The organism is Streptomyces roseolilacinus (assembly GCF_014649335.1).
Lineage (GTDB): Bacteria > Actinomycetota > Actinomycetes > Streptomycetales > Streptomycetaceae > Streptomyces > Streptomyces roseolilacinus.
The window spans coordinates 12,370-26,311 of record NZ_BMSV01000017.1 but is presented as its reverse complement, the minus strand read 5'-3'; the positions used below and the strand labels follow the sequence as shown (position 1 = coordinate 26,311).

The following is a 13,942-nucleotide window of genomic DNA, read 5'->3' as shown; positions in this document are numbered from 1 at the left end:
AAGGCGCGACGTCCGGTGGCCGTGCGGTCCCGGAGGCCGTGCGGCCCCGAAGCCGGGACGCCGTACCAACCCTCAGAGCGGGAGGCGCAGTGTCCGAGCCCAAGCCCAAGGTCGTCCTCGGAGTCAGCGGCGGCATCGCCGCCTACAAGGCGTGCGAGCTGCTGCGCCGGCTGACCGAGTCGGGCCATGACGTACGGGTCGTCCCGACCGCGTCCGCCCTCCACTTCGTCGGCGCCGCGACCTGGTCCGCGCTCTCCGGCAACCCGGTCTCCGACCAGGTCTGGGAGGACGTCCACGAGGTCCCCCACGTCCGCATCGGGCAGGCGGCCGACCTCGTCGTCGTCGCCCCCTGCACCGCCGACATGCTCGCCAAGGCCGCCCACGGCCTCGCCGACGACCTCCTCACCAACACGCTGCTCACCGCCCGCTGCCCGGTCGTCTTCGCCCCCGCCATGCACACCGAGATGTGGGAGCACCCGGCCACCCGGGAGAACGTCGCCACGCTGCGCCGCCGCGGCGCCGTGGTCATCGAGCCCGCCGTCGGCCGCCTCACCGGCGTCGACACGGGCAAGGGCCGCCTCCCCGACCCCGCCGAGATCTTCGAGGTCTGCCGCCGGGTCCTCGCCCGCGGCGCCGCCGAGCCCGACCTCGCCGGCCGCCACGTGGTGGTCAGCGCCGGCGGCACCCGCGAGCCGCTCGACCCCGTCCGGTACCTGGGGAACCGTTCCTCCGGCAAGCAGGGCTACGCCCTCGCCCGCACCGCCGCCGCGCGCGGCGCCCGCGTCACCCTCGTCGAGGCCAACACCGGCATGCCCGACCCGGCCGGCGTCGACGTCGTCCGCGTCGGCACCGCCCTCCAGCTGCGCGAGGCCGTCCTGAAGGCCGCCGCCGACGCCGACGTGGTCGTCATGGCCGCGGCCGTGGCGGACTTCCGGCCCGCCGCGTACGCCGAAGGCAAGATCAAGAAGCGGGAGGGCGAGGAGCCCGCGCCCGTCGCCCTCGTCCGCAACCCGGACGTCCTCGCGGAGCTCTCCGCCGACCGCGCCCGCCCCGGCCAGGTCGTCGTCGGCTTCGCCGCCGAGACCGACGACGTCCTCGCGAACGGCCGCGACAAGCTCCGCCGCAAGGGCTGCGACCTGCTCGTCGTCAACGAGGTGGGGGAGCGCAGGACCTTCGGTTCCGAGGAGAACGAGGCCGTCGTCCTCGGCTCCGACGGCACCGAGACCCCCGTCCCGCACGGCCCCAAGGAGGACCTCGCGGACACCGTGTGGGACCTGGTGGTGCCCCGTCTGCCATGAGGGTGAATCCCGTGATTCCCCTCACAGCCCGCCGACCCCCGGCGGCGGGGCAACTCCCCCCGTACGGAAAGGTGATCTTGCCTTCGGCGGTGGGAACGATGTGGCCAATCAGGCTTCCGCTGTGCGAGACGCCTGGTCCCCTGCCCGAGAGGGCCCGATAAACTGTTCCCGGAACGACGCGGGGCGCAGCCCCCTGCCGGTCCACAAACGATCAGCCAGCAGCCGCTGCAAACCCAGGGAGCGTTGTGTCCCGTCGTCTTTTCACCTCGGAGTCCGTGACCGAGGGGCATCCCGACAAGATCGCTGACCAGATCAGTGACACCATTCTCGACGCGTTGCTGCGGGAGGACCCGTCCTCTCGTGTGGCGGTGGAGACGCTGATCACCACCGGGTTGGTGCATGTGGCCGGTGAGGTGACCACCCAGGCGTACGCGGACATTCCCACGTTGGTGCGCGAGAAGATCCTGGAGATCGGTTACGACTCGTCGAAGAAGGGTTTCGACGGTGCTTCGTGTGGGGTGTCGGTGTCGATCGGTGCGCAGTCGCCGGACATCGCGCAGGGGGTCGACGCGGCCTACGAGCAGCGGGTGGAGGGTGACCAGGACGAGCTGGACCAGCAGGGTGCCGGTGACCAGGGGTTGATGTTCGGCTACGCGTCGGACGAGACGCCGGAGCTGATGCCGCTGCCGATCCATCTGGCGCACCGGTTGTCGCGGCGTCTGACGGAGGTGCGCAAGAACGGGACGATCCCGTATCTGCGTCCGGACGGCAAGACGCAGGTGACGATCGAGTACGACGGGGACAAGGCGGTCCGTCTGGACACGGTGGTGGTCTCCTCGCAGCACGCCAGTGACATCGACCTGGAGTCGCTGCTGGCGCCCGACATCCGTGAGTTCGTCGTGGAGCACGTGCTGGGGCAGTTGCTGGACGACGGGATCAAGCTGGAGACGGAGGGCTACCGGCTGCTGGTGAACCCGACGGGGCGTTTTGAGATCGGTGGTCCGATGGGGGACGCGGGTCTGACCGGTCGGAAGATCATCATCGACACGTACGGGGGCATGGCCCGTCATGGCGGGGGTGCCTTCTCGGGCAAGGACCCGTCCAAGGTGGACCGTTCGGCGGCCTACGCGATGCGGTGGGTGGCCAAGAACGTGGTGGCGGCCGGGCTGGCCTCGCGGTGTGAGGTCCAGGTCGCCTACGCGATCGGCAAGGCCGAGCCGGTGGGCCTGTTCGTGGAGACCTTCGGCACGGCCAAGGTCGAGGTGGAGCGGATCGAGAACGCGATCGCGGAGGTCTTCGACCTGCGTCCGGCCGCGATCATCCGTGATCTGGACCTGCTGCGTCCGATCTACTCCCAGACCGCGGCCTACGGCCACTTCGGCCGCGAGCTGCCCGACTTCACCTGGGAGCGCACCGACCGCGTCGACGCCCTGCGCAAGGCCGCGGGCCTGTAGCACCCACCCCGCGCGTACCGGAAGTCCGGCCCCGTCCCGTACGGAGCCGGACTCCGGCGTTTGCGGGTGCCCGTCCGCACCCCGCGGCCGGAGCGGTGTTGTCGGTGGTGTCTGGTAGGCATGGGGCTGTGAGCAGCGGGAGCGGGAATCGGGAAGGGCGGCCGGGCGAGGGGCCGGAGCAGCTCGCGCTCATCCGGGAGTCCGTGCGGAAGGCGAAGGCGCCGCGGGCCAGGCCGCGGACGTGGCGGGGGGCCGCGCTGGCGAAGGAGCTGCCCGTCGCGCGGGTCGTCGTCAACAAGGGCGTGCTCCACCTCGACCAGTTCTTCGACTACGCGGTCCCCGAGGAGCTCGACGCCGCGGCCCGGCCCGGGGTGCGGGTGCGGGTGCGGTTCGGCGCGGGCGCGCACCAGGTGCGGGACGGGCGGCGCGAGGGCGGGCGGCTCATCGACGGGTTCCTCGTCGAGCGGCGCGCCGACACGGACTACACGGGGCCGCTGGCCGCGCTCGCCGACGTGGTGTCCCCCGAACCCGTCCTGAGCCCCGAACTGCTGGGGCTGGCGCGGGCGGTCGCCGACCGGTACGCGGGCAGCCTCGCCGACGTCCTGCAACTCGCCGTGCCGCCGCGCAGCGCCCGCGCGGAGGGCAGGCCGTCGCCCGAGCCGCTGCCGCCGCCGCCCGTGCCCGAGGCCGGCACGTGGACGCGGTACGCGCACGGGGAGGCGTTCCTGAGCGCCCTCGCGCGCGGGGGGGCGCCCCGTGCCGTGTGGAACGCCCTGCCCGGCCCGCACTGGGCGCAGGAACTGGCGCGGGCGGTGGGCGCGACGCTCGCCTCCGGGCGCGGCGCCCTCGTCGTCGTCCCCGACGGGCGGGCCGCCGCGCGCGTGGACGCCGCCCTGACGGCCGTCCTCGGGGAGGGGCGGCACGCGCTGCTGACCGCCGAGGCCGGGCCCGAGCGGCGGTACCGGCAGTGGCTGGCGGTGCGGCGCGGCTCGGTGCGCGCGGTCGTCGGGACACGGGCCGCCATGTTCGCGCCCGTGCGGGACCTGGGGCTCGTCGCCGTCTGGGACGACGGCGACGGCAGCCACAGCGAACCGCACGCCCCGCAGCCGCACGCGCGCGACGTGCTGCTGCTGCGCGCCGCGCACGACGGGTGCGGCTTCCTGCTGGGCGGTACGAGCTGCACGGTGGAGGCCGCCCAGCTCGTCCAGAGCGGCTGGGCGCGGCCCCTGGTGGCGCCGCGCGAGCGGGTGCGGGCCGCCGCGCCGCTCGTACGGACCGTCGGCGACGGGGAGCTGGCGCGCGACGAGGCGGCGCGGGCCGCGCGGCTGCCGTCCCTCGCGTGGCAGGCCGTACGGGACGGGCTGAAGTCCGGGCCGGTGCTGGTGCAGGTGCCCCGGCGCGGCTACGTGCCCCGGCTGGCGTGCGAGCGGTGCCGCGCACCGGCCCGGTGCCGGCACTGCGCCGGGCCCCTGGAGGCCCCCGAGCAGCGGGAGTTGAGGTGCGGCTGGTGCGGGCGCGGCGAGCCGGACTGGCGGTGCGTCGAGTGCGGCTCCCCCCGGCTGCGCGCGCGGGTCGTCGGCGCCCGGCGCACGGCGGAGGAGCTGGGGCGGGCCTTCCCCGCCGTGCCGGTACGCACCTCCGGGCGGGACCACGTCCTGGACTCCGTGCCGGGCCGGCCCGCGCTGGTGGTGAGCACCCCGGGCGCCGAGCCGGTCGCCGAGGGCGGGTACGCGGCCGCGCTGCTCCTGGACGGCTGGGCCCTCCTGGCCAGGCCCGACCTGCGGGCCGGCGAGGAGGCGCTGCGCCGCTGGATCGACGCCGCGTCGCTGGTGCGGGGCCAGGACGAGGGCGGCACGGTGGTGGTCGTCGCCGAGCCGACGCTGCGGCCCGTGCAGGCGCTGGTGCGGTGGGACCCGGTGGGCCACGCCCAGCGGGAGCTGGCCGAGCGCGCGGAGCTGGGCTTCCCGCCGGTCTCCCGCATGGCCGCGGTGGCGGGCCGCCCGGGAGCCGTCGCCGAGTTCCTGGCGGCGGCCGGGCTCCCGCCGGACGCGGAGGTCCTGGGGCCGGTGCCGGTTCCCCCCGCGCCCCCCGGCGGGCCGCGCCGCCCGGGCGACCCGCCCGCCGGCGAGCCGTGGGAACGCGCCCTGGTGCGGGTCCCGCCGGGCACCGGCGCGGCCCTGGCGTCCGCCCTCAAGGAGGCCCAGGCCGCCCGCCTGGCCAAGGGGGGCGCGTCGCCGGTCCGCGTCAGGATGGACCCGCCGGACATCGGCTGAGCGGGGCGGGAGGGCCGTGGGAGGTCGGTCCGCCCCGGGGTGTTCCGCCCGGGGCGGGCCCGTCCTGAGCCGGTCCGCCCCGGGGGCCGGCCCGTGCCGAGAAGACGTTTCGTCGTACGGGCCCGGGCGGGCCGGACATCGAGGTCTTCTCGGCCTGCGGGCACCACGTCCCGCCGTACGGGCCCGGAGGGGGGCGTGCGGGGTGGCCCGGCTTCCGGCGGCGGTTCGAGCGGCGGCGGGGGAGCGGTACCGACTTCCCGGCCTGACCCGGGGAAGGCCGCCACCGGCGGGCGGGATGCACGGCGCGGGCGGCGCGGCGACGTGGGCGGGATGCGCGGCGCGGCCGGTGTACGCGGCGCGGGCGGGGGGACGGAGCCGCCCCGCCTGCCGGGGGAGGAGGGCGGGCGGGGCGGCCGGGAGGGGGGAGGGGTCAGCCGTTGCGCGGGGCGGGGAAGGCGCTCGGGCGGACCTCCTCCCGGTGGGGCTGGTCCCTGAACGCCTGCGCGGTCGGCTGCGGCGCCACCGACCGCGCGGGCGGGACCGACGCCGCCTGCGCCGGGCGCTCCGCCGCGGCCGGCGGCTGGGCGGCCGCGCGGCGCGCCCCGTACCGGCGGTGCACGGCCTGTTTGGTGACCCCCAGCGCCGAGCCGACCGCGTCCCACGAGAAGCCCAGCGAGCGGTCGAAGTCGACGGCCGCGGTGACCAGGGTCTCGACGCTGTCCCGCAGCTCCTGCGCGAGCCGGACGGTGGGGGCCGGGGCCCTGCCGTAGACGACGAAGCCCGTCGACGGGCCGGAGCGACGCGGGCGGTAGACGTTGCCCAGCTGGGCGGTGAGCGTGCGCAGGGCGTCCACCTGCCGGCGGACCCGCTCGATGTCCCGCACCAACAGGTGCAGGCTCGCCCGGGCTTGGGCGTCGTGGGTTGCGTGGTCGGCCATTGACAAGCCTCTCGAACCGGCGTTGGAAAGGGGCGGGCCGCATCCGAGTGCGGCCCGATACGGTCAATCTCCTTTGACAACGCGCCACCCGCGGCCGGGGTCACGCAGCAGAGGCGTATCCGCATATGCGCGAGGCGCGCGGGCACGCGTACGCCCCCCGGGGCCCCGGGCCCTAGACTGGTGCGCCGCCCGGCCGCCCCGCGGACCGCCCCGGCAGGGCCCTCCCGCCGCGACTCCGGCGCATCCGACGAACAAGCGAGGTAACACGGAGTGAAGCTCGTCTTCGCAGGCACCCCCGAGGTCGCCGTCCCCGCCCTGGACGCCCTGCTCGCCTCCGGCCGGCACGAGGTGGCCGCCGTCGTCACGCGGCCCGACGCCCCGGCCGGACGGGGCCGGCGCCTGGTCGCGAGCCCCGTCGCGGAGCGGGCCGCCGAGGCGGGCATCGAGGTCCTCAAGCCCGCGAAGCCGCGCGACGAGGAGTTCCTCGCCCGGCTCCGCGAGATCGCGCCGGACTGCTGCCCCGTCGTCGCCTACGGGGCGCTCCTGCCGAAGGCCGCGCTGGACGTCCCGGCCCGCGGCTGGGTGAACCTGCACTTCTCGCTGCTGCCCGCGTGGCGCGGCGCCGCGCCCGTCCAGCACGCGCTGATGGCCGGGGACGAGGTGACCGGGGCGTCGACCTTCCTGATCGAGGAGGGCCTGGACTCGGGGCCCGTCTACGGCGTCGTCACCGAGGAGGTCCGCCCCACCGACACCAGCGGCGACCTGCTCACCCGGCTCGCCTTCGCGGGCGCCGGGCTGCTCGCGGCGACGATGGACGGCATCGAGGACGGCACGCTCCAGGCGGTGCCGCAGCCCGCGGAGGGCGTCACCCTCGCCCCGAAGATCACCGTCGAGGACGCCCGCGTCGACTGGACGGCGCCGGCGCTGCGCGTCGACCGGGTGGTGCGGGGCTGCACGCCCGCCCCCGGGGCGTGGACCGTGTTCCGCGGCGAGCGCCTGAAGCTCGTCCAGGCGGCGCCGGCACCGGACCGTACGGACCTGGCGCCGGGCGAGCTGTCGGCCGGCAAGAACCACGTGCACGTCGGCACCGGCTCCCACGCGGTGGAGCTGATCTGGGTCCAGGCCCAGGGCAAGAAGCCCATGCGCGCGGCGGACTGGGCCCGCGGCGTCCGCATCGCGGCGGGCGAGCGCCTCGGCGCCTGACGCCACGCGCCGGCCCCCGACACCGGGCGCCGGCCCCCGGCGGGCCGGTCCGCCCCGCCGCGGACCGGCGCCCGGCACCCCGCGGCCGCGAGGCGCCGGCCGTGCCGGGGCCGTCCCGCGCGGGCGGCCGCGGCCGGGGGCGGGGGACTACCCTGGGAGGGTTCGACCCCTCTGGAAGCGGAGCACCTTTTGAGCGAGCAAGGCCGTCGCCGTCCCTCCAAGCCGTACCGGCGCCCCCGGAAGGACCCGGTGCGCGTCCTGGCCTTCGAGGCGCTGCGCGCCGTGGACGAGCGGGACGCGTACGCGAACCTCGTGCTGCCCCCGCTGCTGAGGAAGGCCCGCGAGCAGGAGGGCTTCGACGCGCGGGACGCCGCGCTCGCGACGGAGCTGGTGTACGGCACGCTGCGCCGGCAGGGCACGTACGACGCGATCGTCGCCGCCTGCGTCGACCGGCCGCTGCGCGAGGTCGACCCGCCGGTGCTGGACGTGCTGGCGCTCGGCGCGCACCAGCTGCTCGGCACGCGCATCCCGACGCACGCCGCCGTGTCGGCGAGCGTCGAGCTCGCCCGCGTCGTGCTGGGCGACGGACGGGCCAAGTTCGTCAACGCCGTCCTGCGCCGCGTCGCCCAGCGCGACCTGGAGGGCTGGCTGGCGGAGGTCGCGCCGCCCTACGACGAGGACCCCGAGGACCACCTCGCCGTCGTGCACGCGCACCCCCGCTGGATCGTCTCCGCCCTGTGGGACGCCCTCGGCGGCGGCCGCGCCGGCATCGAGGACCTGCTGGAGGCCGACAACGAGCGCCCCGAGGTGACCCTCGTGGCCCGCCCCGGCCGCGCCACCCGGGCCGAGCTGCTGGACGTGCTGGGCGAGGGCGCCGGGGAGCCCGGGCGCTGGTCCCCGTACGCCGTGCGGCTCGCGGAGGGCGGCGAGCCGGGCGCCCTCGACGCCGTACGGGAGGGCCGCGCGGGCGTCCAGGACGAGGGCAGCCAGCTGGTGGCCATGGCCCTGGCCGACGCCCCCCTCGACGGCCCCGACGCGCGGTGGCTCGACGGCTGCGCGGGACCCGGCGGCAAGGCCGCCCTGCTGGGCGCCCTCGCGGCCCGGCGCGGTGCCGCCCTGCTCGCCGCCGAGAAGCAGCCCCACCGCGCCCGCCTCGTCCAGCGCGCCCTCGCCGGGAACCCCGGCCCGTACGAGGTCGTCACCGCCGACGGCACCCGTCCGCCGTGGCGCCCCGGCTCGTTCGACCGCGTCCTCGTCGACGTGCCCTGCTCCGGCCTCGGTGCTCTGCGGCGCCGCCCCGAGGCGCGCTGGCGCCGCAGGCCGGAGGACCTGGAGGGCTTCGCGCCGCTCCAGCGCTCCCTGCTGGCCGAGGCGCTGAAGTCCGCGCGGGTCGGCGGCGTCGTCGGCTACGCGACCTGCTCGCCGCACCTCGCCGAGACCCGCGCCGTCGTGGACGACGTGCTCAAGGGGCACGGGGGAGCGCAGGAGGTGACCGCCGAGTGGATCGACGCGCGCCCGCTGATGCCCGGCGTCCCCGCGCTCGGCGACGGGCCGGACGTCCAGCTCTGGCCCCACCTGCACGGCACCGACGCCATGTACCTGGCGCTGCTCCGCCGTACCGCCTGACCGAGCCGGCCCCGGGGCGGCCGACGCGCCGCCCCGGGCCCCGGACGGCGGTCCGGACGGCGACGGTCCGCACGGGGTTTGCGGGGGTTCGGGCGGACTGTCCCGCCCCCGGCGCGACCGCGCCGGGGGATCGGGGCGAGGAAGGGCCGCGTGGCATGGCAGGCTTGGCACATGGCCCAGATCAACCCCAGCATCCTGTCCGCCGACTTCGCCCGCCTCGCCGAGGAGGCCCGGGCCGTCGAAGGCGCCGACTGGCTCCACGTCGACGTCATGGACAACCACTTCGTGCCCAACCTCACGCTGGGCGTGCCGGTCGTCGAGTCGCTCAGCCGGGCGACGGACACGCCGCTGGACTGCCACCTCATGATCGAGGACCCCGACCGCTGGGCCCCGCAGTACGTGGAGGCCGGCGCCGGGTCCGTCACGTTCCACGTGGAGGCGGCCGCCGCGCCGGTACGGCTGGCGAGGGAGATCCGGGCCAAGGGCGCGCGCGCCTCCATGGCGCTCAGGCCCGCCACGCCCATCGAGCCGTTCGAGGACCTGCTGCCCGAGCTGGACATGCTGCTGATCATGACCGTCGAGCCGGGGTTCGGCGGGCAGGCCTTCCTCGACGTCATGCTGCCGAAGATCCGCCGCACCCGTGAGCTGATCTCCAAGCACGGCCTGGAGCTGTGGCTCCAGGTCGACGGCGGCGTCTCGGCGTCCACGATCGAGCGCTGCGCCGAGGCCGGCGCGGACGTCTTCGTCGCCGGGTCCGCCGTGTACGGGGCCGACGACCCGGCCGAGGCCGTGCGGGTGCTGCGCGACAAGGCCGACCGGGCGACGGCCTCCGCCGCCTGGGCGTGCGGACACTGAGCCACCGGTGGGTCACCGGGAGATGAACGCAAACCAACAGGACTGATCAAGGGCCGTCGGATCTGCAAGGATGGCGACCCGGAGTGTGAACAGCAGTGAGGAGAACGCGGTGTCTGCAATGTCGGCGGGACGTCCAGCCCTGCGGATGGGACCCGCGGAGCTGGTGCAGGCGGCGGCCATGGCCCGCCGCTTCTACCTCGAGGGCAAGTCCAAGATCCAGATCGCCGAGGAGTTCGGCGTCAGCCGCTTCAAGGTCGCCCGCGTCCTGGAGACGGCCCTGGAGCGGGACCTCGTACGGATCGAGATCCGCGTGCCGGCGGAGCTGGACGCGGAGCGGTCCGACGCGCTCCGGGCCCGCTACGGCCTGCGCCACGCCGTCGTCGTCGAGTCCCCCGCCGAGGCCGAGGACGAGTCGCCCGACCCGGAGAACCTGGGCGAGGTCGCGGCCGACCTGCTCGGCGAGCTGGTGACCGAGGGCGACGTCCTCGGACTGGCCTGGGGCCGGTCCACCATCCACATGGCCGCCGCCCTCGACCGGCTGCCGCCGTGCACGGTCGTCCAGCTGACCGGCGTGTACGACGCGGGGACCGCCGAGCGCGGTTCGGTCGAGGCCGTCCGCCGCGCCGCCCAGGTCTCCGGCGGCGAGGCGCACCCGATCTACGCGCCGATGCTCCTGCCCGACCCGGCCACCGCCGCCGCGCTGCGCAACCAGACCGGCATCGCCCGCGCCTTCGACTACTTCGACAAGGTCACCGTCGCCGCGGTGTCCATCGGTTCGTGGGAGCCGGGCATCTCCACCGTCCACGACATGCTCAGCGACGAGGAGCGCGCCCACTACGCGTCCCTCGGCGTCGCCGCCGAGATGTCCGCCCACCTCTTCGACGCCTCCGGCCGCCGCGTCGGACGCGACCTGGGCGAGCGGTGCATCACCGTCGAGGCCGACCGGCTACGCCGCATCCCGGAGGTCGTCGCCATCGCGGGCGGCTCCCGCAAGGCCGCGGCCATCGGCGCCGTGCTCCGCTCCGGGCTGGTCACCAGCCTCGTCACGGACACGTCCGCCGCCGACTACCTGCTGACCGAGTCCGAGCCGGGCCCGCGCCCCGCCCTGGAGCGCTTCGACCCGGACAACTGAACCGCGCTCCCCCCGGTTGGAGGAACCTACCAGGTCACCCCGTGTGACCTGGAGGTTTCACCCGGGGTCCGAACGGATGTCGGCATGGGACAATGAAGTACGTGCGTTTTCCCCCCGGCTGAGATGCCCGGGGGCCAACTCCGAACGACTGGGATGTTCAGCACGTGCGTTTCCTCAATGACCTGAAGCCGCCGTACGACCTCACGTACGACGATGTGTTCATGGTGCCTAGCCGCTCGGCCGTGGGCTCCCGCCAGGGCGTCGACCTCACCACCCCCGACGGCACCGGGACCACCATCCCGCTGGTCGTGGCCAACATGACCGCCATCGCCGGCCGCCGGATGGCCGAGACCGTCGCCCGCCGCGGCGGCCTGGTCGTCATCCCCCAGGACATCCCGATCGAGGTCGTCACCGACGTCGTCTCCTGGGTCAAGAGCCGCCACCACGTCCTCGACACGCCGATCGTCCTGGAGCCCGCCCAGACCGTCGCCGACGCCCTGTCGCTGCTGACCAAGCGGGCCCACAACGCCGGCGTCGTCGTCGACGCCGACCACAAGCCCGTCGGCGTCGTCACCGACCGGGACCTGACCGGCGTCGACCGCTTCACCCAGCTGTCCGAGGTCATGTCGAAGGACCTCCTGCTCCTCGACGCGGACATCGACCCGATCGAGGCGTTCGACACCCTCGACCACCACAACCGGCGCTACGCCCCGGCGGTCGACGGCGACGGGCGGCTCGCCGGCATCCTCACCCGCAAGGGCGCCCTGCGCGCCACCCTGTACACCCCCGCCGTCGACGACCGCGGCCGGCTGCGCGTCGCCGCCGCCGTCGGCATCAACGGCGACGTGGCGGGCAAGGCCAAGCAGCTCCTCGACGCGGGCGTCGACACGCTCGTCATCGACACGGCGCACGGCCACCAGGAGTCGATGATCAACGCGATCCGCGTGGTCCGCGGCCTCGACCCGCAGGTCCCGATCGTCGCCGGCAACATCGTCGCCGCCGAGGGCGTCCGCGACCTCGTCGAGGCCGGCGCGGACATCATCAAGGTCGGCGTGGGCCCCGGCGCCATGTGCACCACCCGCATGATGACCGGCGTGGGCCGCCCGCAGTTCTCGGCGGTCCTGGAGTGCGCCGCCGAGGCGAGGAAGTACGGCAAGCACGTCTGGGCGGACGGCGGTGTCCGGCACCCGCGCGACGTGGCCATGGCGCTCGCCGCCGGCGCGTCCAACGTCATGATCGGCTCCTGGTTCGCCGGTACGTACGAGTCGCCCGGCGACCTCCAGCAGGACGCGGACGGCCGCCTGTACAAGGAGTCCTTCGGCATGGCCTCCGCGCGCGCCGTGCGCAACCGCACCAGCGAGGAGTCCGCGTACGACCGGGCCCGCAAGGCGCTGTTCGAGGAGGGCATCTCCACCTCGCGGATGTACCTCGACCGGGCCCGCCCGGGCGTCGAGGACCTGATCGACTCGATCATCGCCGGCGTCCGCTCCTCCTGCACCTACGCGGGCGCCGCCTCGCTGGAGGAGTTCGCCGAGAAGGCCGTCGTCGGCGTGCAGAGCGCCGCCGGCTACGCCGAGGGCAAGCCGCTCCACGCCAGCTGGAACTGACCCGCCGCGGCCGACGGGCCGTCCCCGCGCGCAGGCGCGGGGAGGGCCCGTCCCCGTCCCTCCCGCACGGCCGGCGCGGGACCCGCCGGAGAAAAACGGAATCCGGAGGAGTGTTTCGCGTGCGGGGGGGTAGACGCGCCTCCGGCAGTGTCGAGACGAAGGGAGGGCAACGTGCCCACGGCGACCACGACCCCGACGGAGACGACGGCGCCCGCGATGCCCCTGCCGCGGGTCCCAGAGCCCGCCGAGGTCGCCCCCCGGGATGCCAAGGAACTCTCGAAGCAGTTCTTCGCGCGGCTCGCGGTCCTCGAGGAGGGGACCGAGGAGTACCAGTACGTCCGCAACACGCTGATCGAGCTGAACCTGTCGCTGGTCAAGTACGCGGCCACCCGCTTCCGCAGCCGCGCCGACCAGATGGAGGACATCGTCCAGGTCGGCACCATCGGGCTGATCAAGGCCATCGACCGGTTCGAGCTCAGCCGGCAGGTCGAGTTCGCGACGTTCGCCATGCCGTGCGTGATCGGCGAGATCAAGCGCTTCTTCCGGGACACGAGCTGGTCGGTGCACGTGCCCCGCAGGCTCCAGGAACTGCGCATCGACATCGCCCGGGCGACCGACGACCTCTTCCAGGAGCTGGACCGCTCCCCGACCGCGGCCGAACTCGCCGACCGCCTCGGCCTGGAGGAGGACGAGGTGATCGAGGGACTGGTGGCGGCCAACGGGTACACGGCCGCCTCGCTGGACATGCCGCTCGACGAGTCGGGGGAGCCGGCGTCGGCGACCCTCGCGGACCTCATCGGCGAGGAGGACCGCGACATGCAGCTCACGGAGGACGTCCAGGCCCTCAAGCCGATCGTCGAGCAGCTCGACGAGCGCGACCGGGCGATCCTGCGGATGCGCTTCGCCGAGGAGATGACCCAGGCGGAGATCGGGGAACGGCTCGGCGTGTCGCAGATGCACGTGTCCCGGCTGCTGGCGCGGATGACGGCGCGGATGCGCGAGGGGCTGCTGAGCGAGGGCTGACCGGCGGGCCGCGGGAGGGAGCCGCGGGCCGCGCCGGGCCGGGGCAGGGTCAGGACGCGGCGGACCCGGCGTATTGCATCAGCCGCGACCCGGACCCCGGCGCGTCGGGACGCACCGGCCGGTGGCCCCCCCGCCCCCTGGTGCCCGCCTCCGCCCGGCGCTCCGCCGGGACCCACCACTCGGCGCGCACGGTCTTGCCGGTCGGGCCCGGGCGCACGTCGACCCGGTCGGTGAGCTGCTGCACCAGCCGCCAACCGAAGCCGCCGCCGCCCTCGAAGTCGGGCTGCCGCGTGGTGGGCGGGGCGGGACTGGTGTCCTCCATTTCCAGGATGAGCCGCTGCTCCTGGGCGCGTAGACGCAGGCACCAGGCCCCGTCGGTGTGGTGCAGCGCGTTCGCCAGGAGTTCGGTGACCACCAGGCGCACGGCGGCCAGGTCCGCCCAGGGGCAGCGGTCGGCGACGAAGCCGGTGACGGTCTCCCTCACCTCGGCGCTGTCGACGGTACGTGAGTCCAGAACAAGCACGGGCGCCTCCT

The 13,942-nt window shown here is 75.2% G+C and carries 11 protein-coding genes; 9 read left to right on the top strand and 2 right to left on the bottom strand.

Annotated features, from left to right (window positions below; all coding sequences use genetic code 11):
• Window positions 1-89: 89 nt before the first annotated feature.
• From coaBC to IE106_RS28455, 3 genes are all read left to right on the top strand, one after another.
• Window positions 90-1,298 (top strand): bifunctional phosphopantothenoylcysteine decarboxylase/phosphopantothenate--cysteine ligase CoaBC, encoded by a 1,209-nt coding sequence (coaBC, locus tag IE106_RS28465; RefSeq protein ID WP_189538117.1) that lies wholly within the window; start codon window positions 90-92, stop codon window positions 1,296-1,298.
• 245 nt (window positions 1,299-1,543) lie between these two features.
• Window positions 1,544-2,752, top strand: a complete 1,209-nt coding sequence (metK, locus tag IE106_RS28460; protein WP_189538116.1) for a methionine adenosyltransferase — start codon at window positions 1,544-1,546, stop codon at window positions 2,750-2,752.
• Between the two features lie 128 nt (window positions 2,753-2,880).
• Window positions 2,881-5,025: a primosomal protein N' gene (locus IE106_RS28455; RefSeq protein WP_189538115.1), complete on the top strand. Its 2,145-nt coding sequence runs from the start codon at window positions 2,881-2,883 to the stop codon at window positions 5,023-5,025.
• Window positions 5,026-5,455: 430 nt separating this feature from the next.
• On the opposite strand, the gene IE106_RS28450 is transcribed toward IE106_RS28455, so the two are convergent.
• The gene (locus tag IE106_RS28450) at window positions 5,456-5,962 is read right to left on the bottom strand and encodes a hypothetical protein (RefSeq protein ID WP_189538114.1); all 507 of its coding nucleotides are present in this window, start codon (window positions 5,960-5,962) and stop codon (window positions 5,456-5,458) included.
• A gap of 270 nt (window positions 5,963-6,232) precedes the next feature.
• Between IE106_RS28450 and fmt the strand changes: the two genes are divergently transcribed.
• From fmt to IE106_RS28420, 6 genes are all read left to right on the top strand, one after another.
• Window positions 6,233-7,165, top strand: coding sequence for a methionyl-tRNA formyltransferase (gene fmt, locus IE106_RS28445; protein ID WP_189538113.1), 933 nt, complete (start codon window positions 6,233-6,235; stop codon window positions 7,163-7,165).
• Window positions 7,166-7,354: 189 nt separating this feature from the next.
• Window positions 7,355-8,791, top strand: coding sequence for an RsmB/NOP family class I SAM-dependent RNA methyltransferase (locus tag IE106_RS28440; RefSeq protein ID WP_189538112.1), 1,437 nt, complete (start codon window positions 7,355-7,357; stop codon window positions 8,789-8,791).
• Between the two features lie 171 nt (window positions 8,792-8,962).
• Window positions 8,963-9,646 (top strand): ribulose-phosphate 3-epimerase, encoded by a 684-nt coding sequence (gene rpe / locus IE106_RS28435; RefSeq protein ID WP_189538162.1) that lies wholly within the window; start codon window positions 8,963-8,965, stop codon window positions 9,644-9,646.
• A gap of 118 nt (window positions 9,647-9,764) precedes the next feature.
• Complete coding sequence (locus tag IE106_RS28430; RefSeq protein ID WP_444545534.1) at window positions 9,765-10,778, top strand: sugar-binding transcriptional regulator; 1,014 nt, start codon at window positions 9,765-9,767, stop codon at window positions 10,776-10,778.
• Window positions 10,779-10,942: 164 nt separating this feature from the next.
• The gene (locus IE106_RS28425) at window positions 10,943-12,385 is read left to right on the top strand and encodes a GuaB1 family IMP dehydrogenase-related protein (protein WP_189538110.1); all 1,443 of its coding nucleotides are present in this window, start codon (window positions 10,943-10,945) and stop codon (window positions 12,383-12,385) included.
• 171 nt (window positions 12,386-12,556) lie between these two features.
• Complete coding sequence (locus IE106_RS28420; RefSeq protein ID WP_189538109.1) at window positions 12,557-13,408, top strand: RNA polymerase sigma factor SigF; 852 nt, start codon at window positions 12,557-12,559, stop codon at window positions 13,406-13,408.
• A 49-nt stretch (window positions 13,409-13,457) separates the two neighbouring features.
• On the opposite strand, the gene IE106_RS28415 is transcribed toward IE106_RS28420, so the two are convergent.
• Window positions 13,458-13,931: an ATP-binding protein gene (locus IE106_RS28415; RefSeq protein ID WP_189538108.1), complete on the bottom strand. Its 474-nt coding sequence runs from the start codon at window positions 13,929-13,931 to the stop codon at window positions 13,458-13,460.
• Window positions 13,932-13,942: the final 11 nt, after the last annotated feature.

Excerpts from the sequence above, each read along its gene's own strand:
- IE106_RS28450 (WP_189538114.1), bottom strand. The coding sequence starts at position 5,962 with ATGGCCGACCACGCAACCCACGACGCCCAAGCCCGGGCGAGCCTGCAC.
- rpe (WP_189538162.1), top strand. The coding sequence starts at position 8,963 with ATGGCCCAGATCAACCCCAGCATCCTGTCCGCCGACTTCGCCCGCCTC.
- IE106_RS28430 (WP_444545534.1), top strand. The coding sequence starts at position 9,765 with ATGTCGGCGGGACGTCCAGCCCTGCGGATGGGACCCGCGGAGCTGGTG.